Source organism: Sinomonas atrocyanea (genome assembly GCF_030811715.1).
GTDB classification, from domain to species: domain Bacteria; phylum Actinomycetota; class Actinomycetes; order Actinomycetales; family Micrococcaceae; genus Sinomonas; species Sinomonas atrocyanea_A.
This window is the reverse complement of the sequence record NZ_JAUSRH010000009.1, coordinates 32073-54996: the sequence shown is the minus strand read 5'-3', so window position 1 is coordinate 54996 and position 22924 is coordinate 32073. Positions and strand designations below refer to the sequence as shown.

Sequence of the window (22924 nt, the reverse complement as noted above, 5' to 3'; positions counted from 1 at the left end):
CGGGGTCAGCCGATGAGCGGTCGCTGGCGGGACTTGTGGTCGGTGTAGGTGGCGAAGGCGGCCTGGGTGGACTCGAGCTCGGAGGCGCCGGAGACGGGCACGTCCCACCAGGACTCGGAGCTCGGGGCGTCGATGAGCGGGTCGGACTCGATGTGGATCACGATCGGGCCGGTGCCCTCGGGTGTGGCCTTGGCCTTGCCGATCGCGGCCTCGAGGTCGGCGATCGCGTTCGGGCCGGGCTCGATCCGGTAGACGGTCACGCCGAGGCTCTCGGCATTGGCCGCGAGGTCGATCGGGAGCTTCTCGCCGTCGTCGAAGGTGTGGTGCTCCGGGTCCAGGGTGCGGTACCTGGTGCCGAAGCGCTGGGAGCCGAGCTGCTCGGACAGGGCGCCGATCGAGGCGTAGCCGTGGTTCTGGATGAGCACCGCGATGAGCTTGATGCCCTCGGCGACGGCGGTGACGAGCTCGGTGTGCATCATCAGGTAGGACCCGTCCCCGACCATGACGACGACGTCCCTGTTCTCCTCGCGGCCTCCTGCACTGGGGCGGGCCGCGGCGTCGAGGGCGGCACGCTTGACGCCGAGCCCGCCGGGAATCTCGTAGCCCATGCAGGAGAAGGCGTACTCGACGTGGTAGCCGAACGGGTCGCGGATCCGCCACATCTTGTGCAGGTCGCCCGGCAGGGAACCCGCTGCGCAGACGAGGACGTCCCGCGGGTCCATCGCGCGGTTGACCGCGCCGATGATCGCGTTCTGGGACACGAGCGGCTGGTGGCCCTCGGCGAACGCGGCGTCCACCGTGTCGTCCCAGCGGGCCTTCTCGTCGGCGACCACGCGCTCGAGCTCCGCCCCGACGCGGTAGCCGCCCAGCGCCGTCGTGAGCGCGGCGAGGGCCTTGCGCGCGTCTGCGACGATCGGCAGCGAGGAGCCGTGCTTGTAGGCGTCGATCGCGGCGACGTTGATGTTCACGAACTGCACGCCGGGGTGCTGGAACGCGGTGCGGGAGGCGGTCGTGAAGTCCTCGTAGCGGGTGCCGATGCCGATCACGAGGTCGGCGTCCCGCACGAGGGCGTTCGCCGCCGTCGTGCCGGTGGAGCCGACGGCGCCGAGGGCCTGCGGGTGGTCCCAGGCGAGGGAGCCGACGCCGGCCTGGGTCCAGCCGACGGGGATGCCGGTGGCCTCGGCGAACGCGCGCAGCTGGTCCGTGGCGAACGCGTAGAGCACGCCGCCGCCGGCGATGATGACGGGGCGCTCGGCGGCGCGGATGCGGCGGGCGGCCTCGGCGATGTCCTCGGCCTCGGGCTCGGGGCGGCGGATGCGCCACTCGCGCTCGGCGAGGAACTCCTCGGGCACGCCGAAGACCTCGGCCTGGACGTCCTGCGGCAGGGAAATCGTCACTGCGCCCGTCTCGGCCGGGTCGGTCAGCACGCGCAGGCCATGCAGGAGCGCGGAGAAGAGCTGCTCGGGCCGATTGACCCGGTCGAAGTACTTCGAGAGCGGCCGGAACGCGTCGTTGACCGTGATGTCGTGGCCGTGCGGCTGCTCGAGCTGCTGCAGGACCGGGTCCGCGGCGCGGGTCGCGAACGTGTCCGAGGGAAGGAGCAGGGCCGGGAGGCGGTTGGCCGTGGCCAGCGCCGCGCCCGTGAGCATGTTCGACGAGCCCGGGCCGATCGAGGTCGAGATGGCGAACGTCTGCCGGCGGCGCGTGTGGCGGGCGTAGCCGACCGCCTGGTGGACCTGGGCCTGCTCGTTGCGGCCCTGGTAGTACGGCATGAGGGCCGGGTCGGCGACCTGCCACTGCTTGAGGGCCTGGCCCACGCCGGCGACGTTGCCGTGGCCGAAGATGCCGAACATGCCGGGAACGAGCCGCTCCCGGTACGCCCCGCCGCCCGCGCCGCCCACCGAGTCGACGGTGTACTGGCGGCCGAGGAACTCCACGACCGCCTGCGCGACGGTCATCCTGCGGGTCGTGCTCACTGGGAGGCCTCCTTCGGCTTGATCTCTTCGGTGTGCAGCAGCGACGCCGCGGCCGCGACGGCCCCGGCCACGTCGCCGTCCGCCGGGTAGAGCAGGGTCCGCCCCACGGTCAGGCCCTGAACGCCGGGCAGAGCGAGCGCGCGGCCCCACGAGGCGAACACCTCGTCCTGGTGCCCTGCCGGGTCACCGCCCAGGAGCACCGTGGGCATGGTCGTCGCCGCCATGACGCGCTCCATGTCCGCCACGACGGGCAGCTTCATCCACGTATACGCGCTCGTGGAACCGAGGCCCTCGGCGATGGCGACCGACTTGATCACGGCCTCCGGGGAGAGGTCGTTGACGACCTTGCCGTCGACCCAGCCCGACAGGAAGGGCTCGACCATCGCGATCAGGCCGTGCGCCGCGAGCGAGTCGATCGCCCTCGCGGTGTTCTCGAGGATCGAGGCCGTCGCCGGGTCGCCGAGCGCGATCCGGGTCAGCATCTTGCCGCCGTCCGCGCCGAGCGCGGCGAGGGCCTCGGCGGTGTGGCCGGTGAAGCGGTCGTCGAGCTCGTTGACGAACCCCGTCAGACCGCCGCGGTTCATCGAGCCGAAGACGAGCTTGCCCTCGAGCGCGCCCAGGAGCAGGAGGTCGTCCATGATGTCCGGGCTCGCGAGCACGCCGTCGACCGCCGGGTTGGCCAGGGCGATCTGGAGCCGGTCCAGCAGCTCGCGCCGGTCGGCCATGGCCTCGGGCCGGCCCTGCGCGGCGAGGGCCCCGCGGGCGGGGTGGTCGGCGGCGACGATGAAGTTCTGCTTCCCGAGCACCGCGCCGGGGTGGCGGCGGCGGGCCCTGGCCGCCCGGGCGATCGCCTGCGGGTCCTCGAGCCGGACCTTGGTGAGGTGCTCGTAGCGGCGGGGGTCGTCGTCGTGCGCGTCCCGCAGGGGTGACGCGGCGTTCGTCTCGGTCGCGGCGCTCACTGGGCCACCGCCTCGGGGACGAGCCGGCCGCGTTCGGCCAGCAGCGAGGTGACCTCGGCCGGCGTCGGCATCGCGTCGGCGCACGAGAGGCGCGAGGCGACGATCGCGCCGGCGGCGTTCGCGTAGTCGAGGACCTGGGCCAGCGGCCACCCGGCCAGGAGTCCGTGGCAGAACGCCCCACCGAACGCGTCGCCGGCCCCGAGGCCGTTGAGCGTCTCGACGGGCACGGGGGCGGAGACCACTCGCTGGTCACGGGTCTTGGCCATGACGCCCTCCGGGCCGAGCTTGACCACGGCGATCTCCACGCCCGCGGCGAGGAGGCGGTCGGCCTGCTCGTCCGGGGTGCCGTGGCCGACGGCGACTGCGCACTCCTCCTCGTTGCCGATCGCGACTGTCACGTGCGGCAGGACCCTGGCGACCTGCTCGCGGGCGGCGTCCTCGGAATCCCAGAACATCGGGCGGTAGTCGAGGTCGAGGACCGTGGACTGGCCCTCCGCGAGCGCCGCGCGGGGGCGGGCCTCGTGGGCGGCGATGTGCGCCGAGCGGCTGGGCTCCTGGCACAGCCCGGTCACGGTGGACCAGAAGATCCTCGCCTCCCGGATCGCGTCGAGGTCGAGCTCCTCGGGGCTGATCTGCAGGTCCGGGGCCGTGGGGAAGCGGCCGTAGAAGTAGAGCGGGAACTCGTGCGTGGCCGGCATGATCGCGCAGAACGTCGCCGGGGTCTGCAGGCCGGCCACCGGGGTGACGAAGCGGTCATCCACGCCGAACTTGGCCAGCTCGCGGTGCAGGTACTCGCCGAAGGGGTCGTCGCCGGTGCGGGTCACGACGGCGGTGGCGCGGCCGTGGCGGGCGGCGGCGACGGCGACGTTCGACGGCGAGCCGCCCAGGTACTTGCCGAAGCTCGTCACGTCCGCCAGGCCGACGCCGATGTCATGGGGATAGATGTCGACGCTGATGCGCCCCATCGTGAGAACGTCGTAGGTCACTTCGCGGTGCCTTTCCTCCTGCGCCCGGACGGCGGGCCGGCTTCGCTGCCTGTGGCATCGGCCACAGGACCAACTCTGCTACACGCCAAATGTCCTGTCAAAAGTTTGTGCTGACAATTGTCGTGCTCCTTGACGATGGGTGAACTCCCCGGTTGGTGCGCCCCGGACGCCACTGCGGGGGCCAGGACCACGCCGTGAGAAGGTGGGAAGGCTCCCTCCCCTGCCGAAAGGACCACCCGTGACCCGCCGGATCAGCCGCACCGCGGCGCTGGCACTGATCGCCGTCGGCCTCATGTCCCTCAACTCCCGGGCCCCCGTCGTCGCCCTCGGCCCGGTGCTCGGCGACATCCAGCGCGACACGGGCCTCAGCTCCGCCGTCGTGGGTCTCCTCGCCTCGATCCCGGTGCTGTGCTTCGGGCTCGTGACCCCGGCCGCGGCCTGGCTCATGGGCAGGATCGGCATCAACCACGCGGTCCTGTACTTCTTCGGCGGCCTGGCGGCGGGCGTCGCGATCCGCTCGTTCGGCGGCGCACCCGGGGCGCTGGTCGGCACCGTGGTGATCGGCGTGGCGATGACGATCGTCAACGTGGCCACACCGCTGCTCGTGGGGCGGGACTTCCCCCTCCGCGCCGCACTCATGACCGGGGTCACGACCGCGGCCGTGAACGTCGGCACCACGCTCGCGTCCGCGCTCACCGCTCCCCTCGCCGCGGCGATCGGCTGGCAGGGCTCGCTCGTGTCCTGGCTCGGCCTCACGGCGATCGCGGCGGGCGCCTGGTTCTTCGTCTTCCCCCCGGGCAAGGACGGCCCCCGCTGGTCCGACTCCGACTTCCCCGGCCGCCTCGCCAAGGACGCCGTGCGGCGCCGAGCGGAGCTCAAGGCGGCCCAGGCACAGCCCGGAACCGAGACCGGCCCGCTGCCCATCGCCCCGACGCCCGGCATCAGCCCCGCCAACCGGCGCATGATGTGGCTGTTCACGGTCACCTTCGCCCTGCACAACGTGGGCTACTACGCCATGACCCTGTGGCTGCCCAGCTATCTCGTCCAGACCCAGGGGATGACCCCGTCCGCGGCCGGCCTCGGCGCGAGCCTCCTGCAGGTGTTCGCCATCGCGGGGCCCCTGCTCGTCCCGGCCCTGGCCCACCTGTTCGGGTGGGGACCGATGCGCCTGTTCGCCCTCGTGGCCGCCTGCTGGGTCGTGCTCCCCGCCGGGCTCCTCGTGGCGCCCGGCCTGTGGGTCCTGTGGGGAGTGCTGGGCGGGATCGCCCAGGGCGGGACGTTCACGGTCGTGTTCACCGTGGTCATCAACCGGGCCCGCTCCCTCGACGAGAACCGGCGGATGACGGCGCTCATCCAGTCGGTTGGCTACGCGGTCGCCTCGACCGGGCCCATCATCATGGGCGGCCTCCACGAGGCGGCGGGCAACTGGCAGGCGCCGCTCGCGCTCGTCCTGGGCGCGCTCGTGGTGATGGCGGCCTCGGGCTTCCTCGCGATCCGCACCCGGGGCACCTCGCCGCGGCGGGCCTGAACCGCGCACGACGCCGCCCCTCCCCTCCCGCGGATCCCGCGCCTAGCATCGTGGCTGGGGAGGGACCCTGCGCGGAAGGAGTCGGCCCATGCTGCCGGAATCAGTCCAGGCGTTCATCGACGCCGAGATCGCGGCGAGCACCGCCGACTTCTCGGACCTGCGCGCCGTCTACCTCAACGGCACGCTCAAGCGCAGCCCCGAGCAGAGCCACACCGACGGCCTCATCGCCGTGAGCAGGCACGTCCTCGAGGGCGTCGGCGCGCGGGTGGACGAGATCCGGGCGGTGGACCACGACATCCCGCCGGGCGTCTATCCGGACATGCGCGAGCACGGGTGGGAGACCGATGCGTTCCCGGACCTGTACCGCTCGCTCATCCAGCCGGCGGACATCGTGGTCCTCGCGACGCCGACGTGGCTCGGCGACCAGTCCTCGGTGACGCGGAAGGTGGTCGAGCGGCTCTACGGCTACTCGGGCGAGGCCAACGAGCGAGGCCAGTGGGCGTACTACGGGAAGGTCGGCGGCGTGATCGTCACCGGCAACGAGGACGGCGGGAAGCACTGCGCCGCGCAGCTGCTGTACGCGCTCAGCCACATCGGCTTCACCGTCCCGCCCCAGGCGGACGCCTACTGGAACGGCGAGGCTGGGCCCGGGCCGTCCTACCTCGACGACAACCGGGGCGCGCGCAACCACTGGACCACCCGCAATGCGGTCTTCGCCGCGTGGAACATGCTGCACACGGCTCGGCGGATCAAGGACGCCGGTGGGATCCCCGCGCACGGGAACGTGGTCGCGAACTGGGACCTCTCCAACCCCGACCACCCCAACCCCGAGTACCGCGGATAGCCGGGGACGCGGCCGCAGGCGCACACTGAGGGGGTGAGCGCTGCAGGCGGCCGGGACGTGCGCACGGTGGTCGTGTTCATCGCGGCCGTGGTCGTCACGGGCGGCAACGCGGTCGCGATCCGCTACAGCAACCGCGAGCTCGACCCGCTGTTCGGGGCGGCGGTCCGCTTCGCCGTCGCGGCCCTCGTCTTCGCCGCCGTCGCTGCCGTGGGCCGGAAGCCCTGGCCGCGCGGCAGGGCCCTGGCCGGGGCCCTCCTGTACGGACTGCTCAACTTCGGCCTGGCCTACGGCTTCATCTACGAGGCGCTCCGCGAGGTCCACGCGGGCCTCGCCCAGATCGTGCTCGCCTCGGTGCCCCTGGCCACGCTGCTGATCGCGGCCGGCGCCGGGGTCGAGGCCTTCAGCTGGCGCCGGTTCGCAGGCACCCTCGTGGCCGTCGCGGGCATCGGGGTGGTCAGCGGGGCGGGCACGACGGCGTTCTCCGCCTCCTCGCTCCTGGGCATCGCGGGCATGGCCGCAGCCGCGGTGTCCATCGGTGCAGGGGCCGTCGTCGTCAAGGTCTTCCCGCCGGTTCCCGGCGCCCCGCTCAACGCGGTGGGGATGGCGGTGGGAGCGGCGGCCCTGGCCGTCGCCTCGCCCCTGGCCGGCGAGCGCTGGGGCGTGCCCGCGCGCGGGGAGACGTTTGCGGCCTTCGGCTTCCTCGTCGTCTCGACCCTCATCCTCTTCGCCGCGTTCCTGTATGTGCTGCGGCGCTGGAGCGCCTCGGCGACCTCCTACCAGTTCCTGTTCGTCCCCATCCCGGCGGTCATCGTCTCCTCGCTGCTCGACGCGGAGCCGCTCACGCCAGCGCTCTTCTTCGGCGGCCTGCTGGTGCTCGCGGGCAGCTACCTGGGCCTGCGGAGGGGACGCACGGCAGAAGGCCACGTCCCGGGGGACGCCGTCGCCAGGACGGACGCCTCCGGGACGTGACCTTCGCCGGGTTCCGCGGCTACCGCAGCACCACCGTGCGGCTGCCGTTGAGGATCACGCGCCCCTCGCAGTGCCAGCGCACCGCGTTGGAGAGGGCCTTGCACTCGGCGTCGCGGCCCACCGCCACGAGGTCCTCGGGCGCGTGGGTGTGGTCCACCTCGATGACCTGCTGGGCGATGATCGGCCCCTCGTCCAGCTCTGCGTTGACGTAGTGGGCGGTGGCCCCCACGGTCTTGACCCCGCGCTCCCACGCCTGGTGGTAGGGCTTGGCGCCCTTGAACGAGGGCAGGAACGAGTGGTGGATGTTGATCACCCGTCCCGCCATCTTGGTGGCGAGCTGGTCCGAGAGGACCTGCATGTAGCGCGCGAGCACCACGAGCTCCACCGCGTACGCGTCCACGAGCGCCAGGAGCTTGGCCTCGGCCTCGGGCTTGGTCTCCTTGGTCACCGGGATGTGGTGGTAGGGGATGCCGTGCCATTCGACGAGCCCGCGGTGGTCCTCGTGGTTGGAGACGACCGCCACGATGTCGATCGGCAGCTCGCCGACCCGCGCCCTGAAGAGCAGGTCGTTGAGGCAGTGGCCGAACTTGGAGACCATGAGCAGCACGCGCGTCCGCTCGCCCGCCGGGCGCAGCCTCCATTCCATGCCGAACCGCGCCGCGACCGGGGCGAACTCCGCGCGGAGGCGGTCGCCGTCGTCGTCCGCGCCGTCGGTGCCGCTGCCGGCGGGCGCCTCGAAGTGCACCCGCATGAAGAAGTGGCCCCCGCGGCGGTCCCCGAACTGCTTGATGTCAACGATGTCGCACCCGCGCTCGGCGAGGAACCCGGAGACCGCGTAGACGATCCCGGGTCCCTCGGCGCAGTCGAGCGTCAGGACGTACTCGCGCGCCACGCCAGCCATCGGCTACCGCACCTCCGGCACGGTGTACTCGCGCATCGCGTCGATGAGCCAGCGCCCCACGTGGTCGGCGAAGGATGCGCGCGCCAGGACGCGGTACGCCTCCTCCCCCGTCTTCCACACGAGGACGGGCACGTGGTCCAGGACCGTCGCGACGGCCGTGCCGGCGGCGAAGTGCCGCGGGTGCAGGTCGAACGAGACGCCCTTCTCGAGGACCGCGCGGGCGCTCGGGCCGGTGAGCTCGAACGTGGTCCGGTTGGCGGAGAGGTCGACGACGGCGCCCGGGGTCCGCGCGCCGGCCCCGCCGAGGGCTGCGCCCACCCGGGCGGCCTCGGCGGGCCCGCGGTCCTCGTCCGCGGAGGTCGGGGTCTCGTCGGCCACCGCGAGGAACTCGTCCGGCCCGATCCACAGGACCGTGTACCCGGCGCCGGCGCTCGTGGCGCCGTGCCCAGCGGGCAGGGTGGTGCCGAGCGCGGACTCGAGGGCGGCGGCGCCCGCGGAGCCGGGCACCACGCGCAGGCCCAGCTGGGTCAGGAACGGGACCTCACGGACGGCCACGCCCCGGTCCCCGGCGACGGCCGCGGCGGCAAACGCGCCGGCGAGGCGGGCCGCGGGGCTGCGGCGCAGGGCCGGCGCTCCGGCGGTCTTGGCGGGGGCAGTCACTTCAGCAATCGTCTCAGCCATCACGGCGCTTCCCTTCGGGGTCAAAGAGGACGGTCTCACCGACCAGGACGTCAACGAGCCGGTCGCCGGCGACGGCGGTGAGCGTCTCGCCGATGCGGTTGCGGCCGTTCTTGATGAGGGCCAGGGCGAAGGAGCGCCCCAGCGCCGCCGAGTGGTAGCTCGACGTGACGTGGCCCTGCATCGGCACGGGCCCGTAGGCGGGATTGAGGGCGATCCCCTGCTCGACCACCTGGGTCCCCTCCGGGAGGCGGAAGGACGGGTCCACCGGCAGCAGGGACACGAGGTGCTTGCGGTCCGCGCGCGCCGTGTCGAGGCGCGAGTAGGAGCGCTTGCCGACGAAGTCCTTGGCCTTGGAGACGATCCACTCCATGCCGGCGTCCTGCGGGGTCACGGTGCCGTCCGTGTCCTGGCCGACGATCGGGTAGCCCTTCTCGGCGCGGAGCACGTGCATGGTCTCGGTGCCGTACGGGGTGATGTCGAACTCGGCGCCGGCCTCGGCGACGTCCTCCCACACCTGCAGCCCGTACCAGGCGGCGACGTTGATCTCGTAGGCGAGCTCGCCGGAGAACGAGATGCGGCACACGCGGGCGGGGATGCCGGAGGCGAGGACGGTGTCGCGCCAGGCCATGAAGCCGAAGGCGTCGTTGTCGACGTCGAGCTCCGGGGCCACCTTGGCGATGACCGCCCGGGACTTCGGGCCGACCACGGCGACCGTGGTCCACTGCTCGGTCACCGACGTGAAGTTCACGTCCAGCTCGGGCCACTCGGTCTGGTGCCACTCCTCGAGCCAGTCGAGGACCTTCGCGGCACCGCCGGTGGTGGTGGTCATGAAGTAGCGGTCCTGATCGAGGCGGAGGGTCACACCGTCGTCGAAGATCATGCCGTCGGGGCCGCACATGACGCCGTAGCGGCCCATCCCGGGGGCGAGCTTCTTGAACGCGTTCGTGTAGATGCGGTTGAGGAACTCGCCCGAATCGGCGCCCCAGATCTCGATCTTGCCCAGGGTGGTCGCGTCCATGAAGCCCACGGACTCGCGCACCGCGGCGCACTCGCGCAGCACGGCCTCGTCCATGGTCTCCTCGCCCTGCGGGAAGTACCACGGGCGCAGCCACTGGCCCACGAACTCGAACTTCGCGCCGTGCTCGACGTGCCACGGGTGGATCGAGGTGATCCGCTCGGGGTCGAACAGGTCCCCGCGCTTGCGGCCCGCCATCGCGGCGAACGCGACGGGGGCGTAGGGGGCCCGGAACGTCGTCGTGCCGATCTGGCCGATGCCGGGCGCGTCGCCGTCGCCCTTCAGCGCCGCCGCGATCACGCCGATCGCGTTCACGCCCGAGGTCTTGCCCTGGTCGTTGGCGGTGGAGATCGAGGTGTAGCGCTTGATGTGCTCGACCGAGCGCATGCCGGCGCCGGTCGCGCGGAGGACGTCGTGCACGGTCTGGTCGCGCTGGAAGTCGACGAAGTGGGTGTTCCAGTCCTCGGGGCTGCCCGTCTCGCCCGGCACGAGCCAGAGCTGGCGGGTCGGGGCCGAGGCGACGGCCGGGTGGGAGGAGACCGCGGTGGCGTGCTGGCCGGCCTCGGTGATGAAGCCGGCGTTGAAGGCCGCGACGGCGCCAGCGTGGGCACCCTCGGAGACCACGTCGGCCGTGGCGTAGGAGCCACGGGCAGAACCGACGACCTGCTGCGCCTCGACCGTGCCGGCAGGCACGAAGCCCGCGAGGTCCTCGTCCCAGCGCAGCTTGCCCTGCCGCTGGCTGAACAGGTGCACCACGGGGCTCCAGCCGCCCGAGACGGCCAGGAGGTCCGCCTCGATCCGCTCGCCCTCGCCGGTCAGCTCACCGTCCGCGGTGAGCCCGCGCACGACGACGGCGCCCAGCCGGGTGCCGCCACCCGCCTCGGTGCCGCTCACCGCGGAGCCTGCGATGACGCGGACGCCGGCGGCCTCGGCCGCGAGCGCGGCCTCGGTCTTCTCGGCGCGGGCGTCGACGACGGCGCCGACGGCCACTCCCGCCGCGGCGAGGTCGAGGGCCGTGGCGTAGGCGGAGTCGTTGGTCGTGAAGACCACCGCCGAGGAGCCGGGGCGCACGCCGTAGCGGTTGAGGTAGGTGCGGGCCGCCGAGGCGAGCATGATGCCCGGGCGGTCGTTGTCCGCGAACACGATCGGGCGCTCGTGGGCGCCGGTCGCGAGGATGACCTGGGCGGCGCGGATGTGCCACAGCCGCTGGCGCGAGACGCCCTGGGCGTCCAGCTCGCGGGCCCGGTCGGTGCCGAGGTGGTCGGTGCGGGACTCGAGGGCCACGATGTAGTTCGAGTCGTAGGAGCCGAACGCGTTCGTGCGGGTCAGGACGGTCACCTCGTCCGCGGCGGCGAGCTCGGCGGCAGCCGCCGCGACCCACTCCGGCGCGGGGACGGCGTCGACCGTCTCGGCGGGGGCGGAGAGCAGCGAGCCGCCCAGCTCCGGCTGATCGTCGACCAGGATCACGCGGGCGCCGGTCCGGGCCGCCTCGCGGGCCGCGGCGAGGCCGGAGGGGCCGCCGCCGACCACGAGGACGTCGGTGTGGACGTGCTTCTTGTCGTAGACGGCCTCGTCCTTGCGCGGGTCGAGCTGCCCGAGGCCCGCGAGGTACTGGGCGGCCAGGCCGTCGGTGAGCTCGACGATCGGTGCGGGGAGCATCGACTCGTCGACGCCGCCGGCGCCGCGCTGGAGGACCTTGAGCAGGGCGTTGGGCTCCTCGACGCCGGCGGCGAGGATGCCGCGCGGGCGGCCCAGGTACATGGACGGGGCGGTCTCGATGACGCCGTTGGCGAGCAGGGCGGAGGCGACCGTGTCGCCGGCGAAGCCCGTGTACTCGGTCCCGTCCACGCTGAACCGCAGGGCCTTCTCGCGGTCGATCCGCGCGCCCTGCGCCTTCTCGGCGGGGAGACGGTGGCTCTGGGATGCGGGGCTCACTTCTGGCCTCCATTCGTGGCTGCGGCGGTGGTCGCCGCTGGCGCGGCGCCGGTGTAGATGCTCTTGAATTCGTAGGTGACGGTGTCGCGGACCGCGTTGAACCACTTCCGGCACCCGGCGGTGTGCACCCAGCGCTCGGCGAAGGCGCCCTTCGGGTTCTCCCGGTAGAACAGGTACCGCGACCACTCGGCGTCGGTCAGCTCGGCGGGGTTCTCGGGGTAGGCCACGTGGGCCTGGCCGCCGTAGTGGAACTCGGTCTCGTCCCGCGGCCCGCAGTTCGGGCAGGTGATGAGCAGCATGCTCGTTGCTCCTTTCGGGTGCGTCAGTGGGCGACGGCTGCGGCGCCGTGCTCGTCGATGAGGGCGCCGGTCTCGAAGCGCTCGAGGGCGAAGGGCAGGTTGAGGGCGTGCGGCTCGCCGGTGGCGATGGTGTGGGCCATGGTCCAGCCGGCGCCGGGGGTGCCCTTGAAGCCGCCGGTGCCCCAGCCGCAGTTGACGTACATGTTCTCGACCGGGGCCTTGCCCACGATCGGGGACGCGTCGAGGGTGACGTCCACGATTCCGCCCCACGTGCGCAGCAGGTGCGCGCGGGCGAAGATCGGGAACAGCTCGACGGCCGCGGCCATCTGCTCCTCGATGACGTGGAACGCCCCGCGCTGGCCGTACCCGTTGTACGAGTCGATGCCGGCGCCCATGACGAGCTCGCCCTTGTGCGCCTGGGAGACGTAGACGTGGACGTGATTGGACATCACCACGGTGGGGTGGACCTTCTCGTGGAGCTCGGAGACGAGCGCCTGGAGCGGGTGGGACTGGATCGGCAGGTCGAAGCCGGCGAGCTTGGCCAGGACGCTCGAGTGGCCCGCGGCGCAGAGCGCGACCTTGCCGGTGTTGATGGTCCCGCGGTTCGTCTTCACGCCCACCACGCGGTTGCCGTCCTTGATGAAGCCGGTGACCTCGCAGTTCTGGATGATGTCGACGCCGAGCTCGTCCGCCTTGCGGGCGAAGGCCCAGGCGACGTGGTCGTGCTTGGCGATGCCCGCGCGCGGCTGGTAGGTCGCGCCGAGGACCGGGTAGCGGATGTCCTCGCTGACGTTGATGATCGGGCAGAGCTCCTTGACCTGGTCCGCGTCGAGCCACTCGGCGTCCACGCCGTTGAGCTTGTTCGCGCCGACGCGGCGGACCGACTCGCGCACGTCCTGGAGCGTGTGCGCGAGGTTCATGACGCCGCGCTGGCTGAACAGGAAGTCGTACTCGAGCTCCTCGGGCAGGGCCTCCCACAGCTTGAGGGAGTGCTCGTAGATCGCCGCGGACTCGTCCCACAGGTAGTTCGAGCGGATGATCGTGGTGTTGCGGGCCATGTTCCCGCCGGCGAGCCAGCCGCGCTCGAGGACCGCGATGTTGGTCATGCCGTGGTGGGCCGCGAGGTAGTACGCGGTGGCGAGGCCGTGGCCGCCGCCGCCGACAATCACGGCGTCGTACGAGGGCTTCGGGTCCGGGTTGCGCCAGAGGAAGTCCGGGTGTTCGGGCAGGAGGTCCGCCATCACTGGGCTCCGTTCTCGGTGGAGGCCCCGGACTCGGCCGGGGTCAGGTTCGGGTAGAGGGGGTGCTTGTCGGCGAGGACCGCCACGCGGGAGCGCAGCGAGGCGGCGAGCTCGTCGTCGAACTCGGGCGCGAGGGCTGCGGCGATGATGTCGGCGACCTCGGTGAACTCCGCGGCGCCGAAGCCGCGGGTCGCGAGCGCCGGGGTGCCGATCCGCAGCCCCGAGGACACCATCGGCGGGCGCGGGTCGAACGGGACGGCGTTGCGGTTGACCGTGATGCCGATCCGGTGGAGGCGGTCCTCGCCCTGCTGGCCGTCCAGCTCGGAGTGACGCAGGTCCACGAGGACCAGGTGCACGTCGGTGCCGCCGTTGACGACGCCGATGCCGGCCTTCGCGAGGTCGGGCTGGGTGAGCCGGTCGGCCAGGATGCGCGCGCCCTCGAGGGTGCGGCGCTGCCGGTCCGCGAACTCCTCGGTCGCGGCGAACTTGAAGGCCACGGCCTTGCCCGCGATCACGTGCTCGAGGGGCCCGCCCTGCTGGCCCGGGAACACCGCCGAGTTGACCTTCTTGGCGAGCGCGGGGTCGTTGGTGAGGATGATGCCGCCGCGCGGGCCGCCGAGGGTCTTGTGCGTCGTCGTCGTGGTGACGTGCGCGTGCGGGACCGGGTTCGGGTGCAGGCCGGTGGCCACGAGGCCAGCGAAATGGCTCATGTCCACGAGCAGGAACGCGCCCACCTTGTCGGCGATGCGGCGGAACTCGGCGAAGTCCAGCTGGCGGCTGTAGGCGGACCAGCCCGCGATCATGAGCTGCGGCCGGTGCTCCTCGGCAAGGCGCTCGACCTCGGCCATGTCGATCCGGTGGTCCTTCTCGGACACCTGGTAAGGGACCACCTTGTAGAGCTTGCCGGAGAAGTTGATCTTCATCCCGTGCGTGAGGTGGCCGCCGTGGGCGAGGTCGAGGCCCATGATCGTGTCACCGGGCTGGATGAGCGCGTGCATCGCGGCGGCGTTGGCCTGGGCGCCCGAGTGCGGCTGGACGTTGGCGAACTCGGCGCCGAACAGGGCCTTGGCCCGGTCGATCGCGAGCTGCTCGATGACGTCCACGTGCTCGCAGCCGCCGTAGTAGCGCTTGCCCGGGTAGCCCTCGGCGTACTTGTTCGTCAGCACGGAGCCCTGGGCCTCCATGACGGCCGTGGGCGCGAAGTTCTCGCTCGCGATCATCTCGAGCGTTCCCTGCTGCCGGCGGAGCTCGGCGGCGATGGCCTCGGCCACCTCGGGGTCTGCCTGGGCCAGTGGGAGATCGAGAAGGTTCTCCATCATGCCTCCTTCGGTCTGACATCGACGTTGATATCTGACTAATAATCAACTGATATATTAGTTCTGAGATCGATAGTATGGTTGAGATCACACAGAGTCAAGCAGTCCCGGAAGGAGGCGGAAGGTGACAGTCACAGCACTTCAGGATGCGGCGTCGGCGGTGTCGCTGGCGGAGCAGGCGTACCTGACTCTCCGCGACCGGCTGATCATGCTCGAGATCAAGCCCGGCGCACCCATCAACGACACGGCGCTCGCCGCGGAGCTCGGCGTGGGGCGCACCCCCGTGCGCGAGGCGCTCAAGCGGCTCGAGGTGGACCGCCTCGTGGTCTCCTATCCCAGGCGCGGAACCTTCGCGACCGCCGTGGACATCACCGAGCTCGCCGACGTCTCGGAGATCCGCGAGCAGCTGGAGCCGCTTGCGGCCAGGCGCGCGGCGCGGGACGCCTCGCCGGCGATGAGGACCAGGCTGCGCGAGACCGCGGACGCCATCGAGGCGCTGCGCGAGCCGATCGACCAGCGCGAGCTCATGCGGTACGACATCACGGTCCACCGGCTGATCTACGCCGCGGCCGGCAACCCGCACCTCACGGACGCGCTCATCCGCTACGACAACCTCGCCACCCGCATCTGGTGCCTGGTGCTGGACAAGGTCCCCTCAGTGGCCGGGCACATCCACGAGCACGCCGAGCTGCTGCGCGCGATCGCCGCCGGCGACGTCGAGGCCGCCGGGCGCATGGCGCTCGAGCACGTCACGAGCTTCGAGGCGACGATCCGAACGGTCCTCTGACCCCTGCCACTCCCCCGTTTCGGGTACGCATCTCGTCGCCGTTTCCGCGTTCCGGGTACGCATCTCGTCGCCGTTTCTGCGTTCCGGGTACGCCAGGGCCAGCTCAGCCCTCGGCAGCGCGCTTCGCTCCGTACCCCAGGCGGGCCGAGACCCCAGCCGCCGCCTCGATGACCGCGGCCACCAGCCGTTCCGCCACCTCTGGATCGATGCGCGAGCGCGGCGCGGAGGCCGTCACGCATCCGGCCATGCGGCCCCGGTAGTCCCACACGGGCGCCGAGACACCGAACTCCTCGGGCGTCGTCGCACCGTCATTGATGGCCACCCCTGCCTTCTCCACCGCGGCGAGCTCGGCGGCCGCCGCGGCATCACTGCCGTACGGGGCGCCCACGAGCACGGCACCGGAGCCGACAAGCTCGCGGGCAGCGCCGTCGGTGAGACCGGCGAGGAACACCCGCACTGACGACGAGGCGAACTTGTTGTACCGGGTACCGATGGACGCCGTGTGCTTGACCTGGTGCGGACTCGGAACCTGCTCGACGACAACAGCCTCCTGGCCGTTCCACACCGCGAGCGCGCTCGTCTCCCCCGTGTGCTCAGTGAGGTCCTCCAGGTAGGGAAGGGCCGCCCGCCGCACATCCAAGTCGGCCAGAAGCGGTCCGGAGAGGGCAAGCAGGCCGAGCCCGAGCCGATACCTGCCGGTGGCCTCGTCGCGCTGGACGTAGCCGGCCTCGGCAAGCCCGGTGAGGATGCGCGAGACGGTGCTCTTGTGCAGACCGACCTTCTGGGCGATCTCGGTCACCCCGAGCACGGGCTTCTCGATGGAGAACGCCTCGAGCACGCCGAGGCCGTTGAGAAGGGACGCCGCCGCCCCCTGGGGTGCGTCGTCACTGGTGCGCGGTCGTCCTGCCACGGTCCACTCCTCTTCCGGTCGGGTGCGTGGCTCTCATCTTAGAGTCCTGTGTCATCTCGGCTTGACCTCTTGTGCGGTGCTAAGCGAGCAACTACTTTGGGAGCACAGCAACATCATATGTGATTCAGCTCACGTGCGAAACGTCTTACCTGTTCGAAACCCACGTTGCTCACTGCCCAACTAGCTTGATGCGAAAGCAACAACATACCGGTTCCGCCAGCCCCAGGGCGGAGCGATCGAAAGGAAAGCCACATGAAGCGTATCGGCGTAGACGTCGGCGGCACATTCACCGACCTCTACTTCTCCGATGATGAAGCCGGAAGAGCCGTCATCGAGAAGGTCCCCTCCACCCCCGACGACCCGTCACGGGCAGTCATCGACGGCCTGAAGCGCCTCGTCGCCAAGGCGGGCACGAGCCTGGCCGAGGTCGACCAGCTGGTCCACGGCACCACAGTCGCCACGAACATCGCCTTGACGCACACCGGGGCCGAGGTGGGCATGATCACCACGGAGGGCTTCCGGGACATCCTGCACATCGCCCGCCACAAGAAGCCGCACAACTTCTCGCTGCAGCAGGACATGCCGTGGCAGACCAAGCCCCTCATCAAGCGCCGCCATCGCCTGACCGTCAAGGAGCGCATCACCGCCCCGAACGGGGAGGTCCTGATCCCTCTGGACGAAGACGAAGTCCGTGATCGCGTGCGGGAGCTGAAGGCTGCCGGCGTCGAGGCGATCGCGGTCTGCCTGCTGCACTCCTACCTGAATCCGGCCCACGAGCAACGGATCGGTCAGATCGTCACCGAAGAGTTCCCCGAGGCCTACCTGTCCCTGTCAAGCGACATCGTGCCGCTGTACCGGGAGTACGAGCGGTTCTCCACCACAGCCCTCAACGCGTATGTGGGACCCAAGGTTTCCAAGTATCTGGCTCGGCTCGCCTCCGAGGTCCGAGCGCTCGGCTACCAGCGTGAGGTCCTCCTCATGCAGTCCTCGGGCGGCATGGTGCCGATCAAGGAGGCCGCCAAGAGGCCGGTCACGCTGATGATGTCCGGGCCGGTCGGCGGCCTGATCGGCGGCATGTGGGCGGGCCGCCAGTCCGGCTTCGACAACGTCGTCACCTTGGACATCGGAGGAACCTCGGCGGACATCGGCGTCGCCTACCAGGGCGAGCTGCGCATGCGCCACCTGTTGGACACCAAGATCGGCGACCACCAGGCCATGGTGCCCATGGTGGACATCGACACGATCGGTGCAGGCGGCGGTTCCATCGCCTACGTCGACGCCGGCGGGGTCTTCCGCGTCGGGCCGCAGTCGGCCGGTGCCGTTCCCGGCCCGGTCTGCTACGGCCGCGGTGGGACGGAGCCGACGTCGACGGATGCCCAGCTCGTCCTCGGCCGCATGCGCGACCGTCGCACGCTGGCCGGCGCCGAGATGAAGCTCGACGTCGAGGGCTCGCGGACCGCGATGGCCAAGGTCGCAGACAAGCTCGGCATGAGCATCGAGCAGGCCGCGCTCGGCGCCCTGCAGATCCAGAAGTTCGGCATGACCCAGGCGATCGAGCAGAACTCCGTGCGCCGCGGCTACGACCCGCGCGACTTCACCTTGGTCGCCGCCGGCGGTGCCGGCGCACTGTTCGCCTGCGAGATCGCGGCCGAGCTCGAGGTCCCGAAGGTCCTGATCCCGGCCCACCCTGGCATCATCGCCGCGACCGGCCTGCTGGCCACCGACGAGAAGTACGAGTTCGTGGCCACGCGGCGGTTCACGTTCGCCCACGCCGACCCCGCCGCCATCCAGGCCTCCTACGAGGCGCTGGAGCGCGAGGCACACGCGCAGCTCGACTCTGAGGACGTCCCGGCCGAACGGCGCAAGCTCGTCTGGCTCGCGGACGCGCGCTACGAGGGCCAGGGCTACGAGATCCGCTTCGTCGCCCCCGAAGGGCCGGTCGACCAGGCCTGGCTCGAGAAGGCCGAGGCGGCCTTCCACGAAGCCCACTTCGAGGAGTACGGCCACCAGTTCAAGAACGGCACGGTTGAGGTCATCAACATCCGCGTCGACGCCAGCGCGGTGATGGATGAGCTGCCCACCCCGGAGGTGACATCGTCCGGTTCCCTCCATGATGCCCTCGTGGAGACCCGCGCGGTGACGTTCGAGCAGGACGGCAAGCCCGTCACGGTGGACACCCCCTTCTACGACCGGGAGAAGATGGGCGTGGGCACCGCTTTTGTCGGCCCTGCCATCATCGAGCAGTACGACTCCACCGTTGTCGTACCCCCGAGGTTCTCCGGAACGGTGGACCCGGCCGGCAACCTCGTCATCGACTGCCCGGTCGCAACCCAGACCGCTGAGAAGCTCGCCACCCCGATCTTGATGCGCGTGATCGGCGGCGCCCTGAACTCCGCGGCGAAGGAAATGGCCTCCGTGCTGTTCCGCATGGCCTACTCCTCGATCATCCGCGAGTCCGAGGACCTCGGCGCGGGCCTGTTCGACAAGGACGGCAACGTTCTGGCCGAGTCGGACTCCACGCCGATGTTCATGGGCTCCATGCCCAAGATCGTCAAGGGCGTCATCTCGGTCCTCGGCGAGGACCTCCATGAGGGGGATGTCATCCTGCACAATGACCCGTACCTCGGTGCCACCCACTCCCCCGACGTGGCGATCATCGAGCCGATCTTCCACGACGGGAAGCTCGTGGGCTTCGCGGGTGCCTCGGGCCAGCTCATCGACAACGGCGGTGCCTACTCCGGCCTGATGGTGGACATCCAGGACATCCAGTCCGAAGGCACCATCTTCCGCGCGGTGAAGATCTACGAGAAGGGCGTCCGGCAGGAATCGCTGATCCGGCACATCCTCAACAACACCCGGACGCCCACCTCCAACGAGGGCGACTTCCAGGCGATGATCGCCGCTTGCGAACTGGCCAAGGCCCGCTACCTTGCCCTCATCGAGCGCTACGGCTTCGACGCGGTGCGAGACGCCGGGCAGAGCTGGATCGACTACTCCGAGCGGATGTTGCGCCAGGAGATCGCCAAGATCCCAGACGGCGTCTACGAGACCGAGGTCGGCTACCTGGACGACGACGGCCGCAACTACGGCAAGAACCTGCCGATCGCGGTGAAGGTGATCGTGGAGGGCGACGAGATCACCTATGACCTCACCGGGTCCGCCGAACAGGTACCGACCGCCTACAACTGCGCCTTCGAGGGCACAACGGTCTCGGCGTTCACCTTCATCACGCGGATGATGTTCCTCGACGAGGTCGCGTTCCCGGTGTTCGTGCCGCAGAACGAGGGCATGCTCAAGCCGCTGAAGGTGATCGCCCCGGAGGGCACCATCTTCAACCCGAAGTACCCGGCTGCGACCTTCTCGCGGTTCTCCCAGGTGCAGCGCGCCGTCGACCTCGCCCTGCGCGCGCTCGCTCCGGTGATCCCCGACCGCGTCACCGCCGGCAACTCCGCCCACATCCACTTCATCTCCTACTCGGGATGGGATGAGAAGCAGGGCGAGTACTGGGTCTACCTCGAGGTCAATGAGGGATCCTACGGTGCCCGCGCCACGAGCGACGGTCCAGACTCTGTGGACAACCTCATCGCCAACACCCGCAACAACCCGATCGAGGAGCTCGAGTGGCGGTTCCCGATGCGCACCGACCGCTACGAGCTGCGGCCCGAGCCCGCGGCCGCCGGTGAATTCCGCGGGGGCATCGGCATCGTCCGGGAGAACACGTTCCTGACCGACACTGCGATCACGTGCGAGGGCGAACGCCATGAGTCCGACGCACCGTGGGGCGCCTTCGGTGGCCACGACGGCCTCAACGGCTCGCTGGTGAAGAACCCGGGCCGGGCGGGCGAAGAGTCCTGGCCGTCCAAGGTGACCGGTCGCCAGCTCCTTGCCGGGGACTCCCTCCAGATCACCGTGCCCAGCGGCGGCGGCTTCGGCGATCCGTTCCGGCGCGATCCAGAGAAGGTCCTCGAAGACGTCCTCGACGGTTTCACCACCCTCGAGGCCGCGGAGCGCGACTACGGCGTGGTGATCGACGCGACCACCATGACGGTCGACGCCGCGCTCACCTCGGAACGCCGGTCCCCGGCGACTGCCTACGCCACGCTCTAGTTCCGCAACACCCAGCAGTACCGCACTGAATCCACTCACTGAGGCGGCCGGGGGGACGCACAGCGTCCCTCCCGGCCGCCTCTTCCATGCCCATTCCCACCTCCCGGCCCCAGCCACCTCACCTCAGGAGTACTCATGGAACCGATGGAAAGCACCCTTGACCCGTCGCAGCCGAACGGCTCGCGCGGCACACGCACTACGGCGCCCCCTCCCGCCGCTCCCGAGCCCACCTCGGGCGGACTCACCCCGCGTGACGTGCGCATCGCGACGTGGATCTGCTTCTTCGCGTGGACGTTCGCCGTGTACGACTTCGTCCTGTTCGGGAACCTGCTGCCGGTCCTCGCCGCCGAGGTGGGCTGGGCGCCGGCGCAGTCCACGGCGGTCAACACGTGGGTCACGGCCGGCACGGCGCTCGTGGCGTTCGCCGTCGGCCCCCTGGTGGACCGGATCGGGCGCCGGAAGGGCATCCTCATCTCCGTCATCGGCGCGGCCATCGCCTCACTTTTGACCGCCGTCGCAGGCTGGGCCGTGGGCATCGTGGGGGGGATCGGCGTCGTCCTGCTCATCCTGGTGCGCTCGGCCGCCGGCCTCGGCTATGCCGAGCAGTCGGTCAACGCCGCCTACCTCAACGAGCTCTTCGCCCACGCCTACGCCGATCCGGCCAAGGCACGGCGCCGCGGCCTCATCTACTCCCTCGTCCAGTCCGGCTGGCCGATCGGCTCGGTGCTCGCGGCCGCCTCGATCTACCTGCTGTTCCCGGTGGGCGGGTGGGCGCTGTGCTTCATCGTCGCGGCCTTCCCGGCCGTCTTCATTGTCATCGCCGGGCGCTGGCTCAAGGAGAGCCCGCAGTTCGAGGCGCACAGGCATTCGAACACGGGCGGCTCCCCCCTCGCCGAGGCGTTCCGAGGAGAGTCGCTGCGTTCGACCGTGGTGATCGGCCTCTCGTTCCTGCTGAACTGGGTCGGCGTCCTCGTGTTCGCGATCCTCGGGACGTCCCTCCTGAGCGCCCCGGACGGCAAGGACATCCCGTTCACGAACGCCCTCGTGATCCTCGTGGTCTCCAACGCCACCGCATTCGCCGGCTACGTGTTCCACGGCTGGCTGGGCGACAGGATCGGCCGGCGCAACACGATCGCCATCGGCTGGATCCTGTGCGGCGTCTCCTTCACGGCCATGCTGCTCGCGCCGTCGGGGAACTTCGGAATCGTCGTCGCGCTCTACAGCGCCGGCCTGTTCTTCCTCATCGGCCCGTTCTCCGCGCTGCTGTTCTTCAACGGCGAGAGCTTCCCGGTACGGACGCGTGCCACCGGCGGCTCGATCATCAACGCCGGCGGGCAGGTCGGGGCGATCATCAGCAGCTTCCTCGTCACGCTCGCGCTGGGTGCCGGGTGGACGTGGAGCACGGCGGCCTTCTGGATCGGCTGCGTGCCCATTTTCGCCTCGGGGCTGCTCATCCTCGCGGCACGGAATGTCAACCCGCGCACCGTCCGCCAGGACTAGGCAGACGCCGGAACAGAAAATTCACCGAACCTCTTGCGCGTTGCTTCTTGAGCAAATAGATTGGTCATACAGCAACAGAAGAGAGCCGGATCACATGATTTCCTCTTGTTGCTAAGGCAGCAAACCATCCCCGCATAAAGCAAACTTCACCTTCCAAGGAGTGCACCATGAGCCAGGACACCGCAGTGAGCCAGGACATCGAAGCCCGTCTTGCAGCAGTGCTGGAGGAGGCGTTCGAAGCCGGCACAGACATCTACAACGAGCGCGGCTTCAAGCGCCGGGTCGGCTACGGCAACCGCCCCGCCGTCATCCACATCGACCTCGCCAACGCCTGGACCCGTCCGGGCCACCCGTTCAGCTGCCCGGGCATGGAGACGATCATCCCCAATGTCCAGCGGATCAACGAGGCTGCGCGTGCCAAGGGGGTCCCGGTCTTCTACACCACGAACGTGTACCGCAACCGCGACGCCTCCTCCGGCACGAACGACATGGGCCTGTGGTACTCGAAGATCCCCGTGGAGACCCTTCCGGCGGACTCCTACTGGGCCCAGATCGACGACCGCATTGCGCCCGCAGAGGGCGAGGTCGTGCTCGAGAAGAACCGCGCCTCGGCCTTTCCCGGGACGAACCTCGAGCTCTTCCTGACCTCCAACCGGATCGACACCCTGATCGTGACCGGTGCGACCGCGGCCGGCTGCGTGCGCCACACCGTCGAGGACGCGATCGCGAAGGGCTTCCGCCCGATCATCGCCAAGGAGACCATCGGCGACCGCGTCCCGGGCGTCGTGCAGTGGAACCTCTACGACATCGACAACAAGTTCGGTGACGTGGAGTCCACGGATTCGGTGGTCGAGTACCTGAACCGCCTCCCGCAGTTCGAGGACACGGTCCCGAAGACCCTCGCGGATCGCCAGCCCGAGGTCGCGGCCCCCGCAGATCCGGCCTGAGTCGTGCCGCACAGCGCCCGCCG

At 70.5% G+C, this 22924-nt stretch carries 17 protein-coding genes; 7 read left to right on the top strand and 10 right to left on the bottom strand.

Annotated elements, in window-relative coordinates; translation table 11 throughout:
• Positions 1–5 precede the first annotated feature (5 nt).
• From iolD to iolC, 3 genes are read right to left on the bottom strand one after another with little or no spacing between them, the layout of a single operon-like run.
• Positions 6–1958 (bottom strand): 3D-(3,5/4)-trihydroxycyclohexane-1,2-dione acylhydrolase (decyclizing), encoded by a 1953-nt coding sequence (gene iolD / locus J2W21_RS13930; protein ID WP_307115209.1) that lies wholly within the window; start codon positions 1956–1958, stop codon positions 6–8.
• Between the two features lie 14 nt (positions 1959–1972).
• Positions 1973–2935, bottom strand: a complete 963-nt coding sequence (locus J2W21_RS13925) for a Cgl0159 family (beta/alpha)8-fold protein (RefSeq protein ID WP_307115106.1) — start codon at positions 2933–2935, stop codon at positions 1973–1975.
• A complete protein-coding gene (iolC, locus tag J2W21_RS13920; RefSeq protein ID WP_307115105.1) occupies positions 2932–3921 on the bottom strand; it encodes a 5-dehydro-2-deoxygluconokinase in 990 nt (329 codons plus the stop codon). The genes J2W21_RS13925 and iolC overlap by 4 nt, the downstream gene beginning before the upstream one ends.
• 238 nt (positions 3922–4159) lie before the next feature.
• On the opposite strand from iolC, the gene J2W21_RS13915 reads away from it, so the two are divergent.
• The 3 genes from J2W21_RS13915 (at position 4160) to J2W21_RS13905 (ending at position 7262) form a co-directional block, all read left to right on the top strand.
• Positions 4160–5449: an MFS transporter gene (locus tag J2W21_RS13915; RefSeq protein WP_307115104.1), complete on the top strand. Its 1290-nt coding sequence runs from the start codon at positions 4160–4162 to the stop codon at positions 5447–5449.
• 88 nt (positions 5450–5537) lie between these two features.
• Complete coding sequence (locus J2W21_RS13910) at positions 5538–6293, top strand: flavodoxin family protein (protein WP_307115103.1); 756 nt, start codon at positions 5538–5540, stop codon at positions 6291–6293.
• Positions 6294–6326: 33 nt separating this feature from the next.
• Positions 6327–7262 carry a DMT family transporter gene (locus tag J2W21_RS13905; RefSeq protein ID WP_307115102.1) on the top strand — a complete coding sequence of 312 codons (936 nt, stop codon included), beginning with the start codon at positions 6327–6329 and terminating at the stop codon, positions 7260–7262.
• A gap of 19 nt (positions 7263–7281) precedes the next feature.
• Here the strand turns inward: J2W21_RS13905 and purU are convergent, their stop codons facing one another.
• From purU to glyA, 6 genes are read right to left on the bottom strand one after another with little or no spacing between them, the layout of a single operon-like run.
• A complete protein-coding gene (gene purU, locus J2W21_RS13900) occupies positions 7282–8163 on the bottom strand; it encodes a formyltetrahydrofolate deformylase (protein ID WP_307115101.1) in 882 nt (293 codons plus the stop codon).
• A 3-nt stretch (positions 8164–8166) separates the two neighbouring features.
• Positions 8167–8844 (bottom strand): sarcosine oxidase subunit gamma, encoded by a 678-nt coding sequence (locus J2W21_RS13895; protein WP_307115100.1) that lies wholly within the window; start codon positions 8842–8844, stop codon positions 8167–8169.
• Positions 8837–11794 carry an FAD-dependent oxidoreductase gene (locus J2W21_RS13890; protein WP_307115099.1) on the bottom strand — a complete coding sequence of 986 codons (2958 nt, stop codon included), beginning with the start codon at positions 11792–11794 and terminating at the stop codon, positions 8837–8839. Before J2W21_RS13890 ends, J2W21_RS13895 begins: the two co-directional genes overlap by 8 nt.
• Positions 11791–12093, bottom strand: a complete 303-nt coding sequence (locus tag J2W21_RS13885; RefSeq protein ID WP_307115098.1) for a sarcosine oxidase subunit delta — start codon at positions 12091–12093, stop codon at positions 11791–11793. Before J2W21_RS13885 ends, J2W21_RS13890 begins: the two co-directional genes overlap by 4 nt.
• A 23-nt stretch (positions 12094–12116) precedes the next feature.
• Positions 12117–13334 (bottom strand): sarcosine oxidase subunit beta family protein, encoded by a 1218-nt coding sequence (locus J2W21_RS13880; protein ID WP_307115097.1) that lies wholly within the window; start codon positions 13332–13334, stop codon positions 12117–12119.
• A complete protein-coding gene (gene glyA / locus J2W21_RS13875) occupies positions 13334–14653 on the bottom strand; it encodes a serine hydroxymethyltransferase (protein ID WP_307115096.1) in 1320 nt (439 codons plus the stop codon). The genes J2W21_RS13880 and glyA overlap by 1 nt, the downstream gene beginning before the upstream one ends.
• Positions 14654–14774: 121 nt before the next feature.
• Between glyA and J2W21_RS13870 the strand changes: the two genes are divergently transcribed.
• Entirely contained in the window at positions 14775–15437 is a 663-nt protein-coding gene (locus tag J2W21_RS13870) for a GntR family transcriptional regulator (protein WP_307115095.1), read from the top strand.
• Between the two features lie 103 nt (positions 15438–15540).
• Here the strand turns inward: J2W21_RS13870 and J2W21_RS13865 are convergent, their stop codons facing one another.
• Positions 15541–16347, bottom strand: coding sequence for an IclR family transcriptional regulator (locus J2W21_RS13865; protein ID WP_307115094.1), 807 nt, complete (start codon positions 16345–16347; stop codon positions 15541–15543).
• 252 nt (positions 16348–16599) lie between these two features.
• Between J2W21_RS13865 and J2W21_RS13860 the strand changes: the two genes are divergently transcribed.
• The 3 genes from J2W21_RS13860 to J2W21_RS13850 all read left to right on the top strand — a co-directional run bounded on the left by J2W21_RS13860 (position 16600) and on the right by J2W21_RS13850 (position 22901).
• Entirely contained in the window at positions 16600–20454 is a 3855-nt protein-coding gene (locus tag J2W21_RS13860; RefSeq protein ID WP_307115093.1) for a hydantoinase B/oxoprolinase family protein, read from the top strand.
• Between the two features lie 135 nt (positions 20455–20589).
• Positions 20590–21954: an MFS transporter gene (locus J2W21_RS13855; protein ID WP_307115092.1), complete on the top strand. Its 1365-nt coding sequence runs from the start codon at positions 20590–20592 to the stop codon at positions 21952–21954.
• 167 nt (positions 21955–22121) lie between these two features.
• Complete coding sequence (locus J2W21_RS13850) at positions 22122–22901, top strand: N-carbamoylsarcosine amidohydrolase (protein ID WP_307115091.1); 780 nt, start codon at positions 22122–22124, stop codon at positions 22899–22901.
• The last annotated feature ends 23 nt before the right edge of the window (positions 22902–22924 follow it).

What these genes read in the sequence shown, in the direction of transcription:
- iolD (WP_307115209.1), bottom strand. Translation starts at nt 1,958, where the DNA reads ATGACCGTCGCGCAGGCGGTCGTGGAGTTCCTCGGCCGCCAGTACACC.
- J2W21_RS13895 (WP_307115100.1), bottom strand. Translation starts at nt 8,844, where the DNA reads ATGGCTGAGACGATTGCTGAAGTGACTGCCCCCGCCAAGACCGCCGGA.
- J2W21_RS13910 (WP_307115103.1), top strand. Translation starts at nt 5,538, where the DNA reads ATGCTGCCGGAATCAGTCCAGGCGTTCATCGACGCCGAGATCGCGGCG.
- J2W21_RS13850 (WP_307115091.1), top strand. Translation starts at nt 22,122, where the DNA reads ATGAGCCAGGACACCGCAGTGAGCCAGGACATCGAAGCCCGTCTTGCA.
- glyA (WP_307115096.1), bottom strand. Translation starts at nt 14,653, where the DNA reads ATGATGGAGAACCTTCTCGATCTCCCACTGGCCCAGGCAGACCCCGAG.
- J2W21_RS13855 (WP_307115092.1), top strand. Translation starts at nt 20,590, where the DNA reads ATGGAACCGATGGAAAGCACCCTTGACCCGTCGCAGCCGAACGGCTCG.
- J2W21_RS13880 (WP_307115097.1), bottom strand. Translation starts at nt 13,334, where the DNA reads ATGGCGGACCTCCTGCCCGAACACCCGGACTTCCTCTGGCGCAACCCG.
- purU (WP_307115101.1), bottom strand. Translation starts at nt 8,163, where the DNA reads ATGGCTGGCGTGGCGCGCGAGTACGTCCTGACGCTCGACTGCGCCGAG.
- J2W21_RS13860 (WP_307115093.1), top strand. Translation starts at nt 16,600, where the DNA reads ATGAAGCGTATCGGCGTAGACGTCGGCGGCACATTCACCGACCTCTAC.
- J2W21_RS13885 (WP_307115098.1), bottom strand. Translation starts at nt 12,093, where the DNA reads ATGCTGCTCATCACCTGCCCGAACTGCGGGCCGCGGGACGAGACCGAG.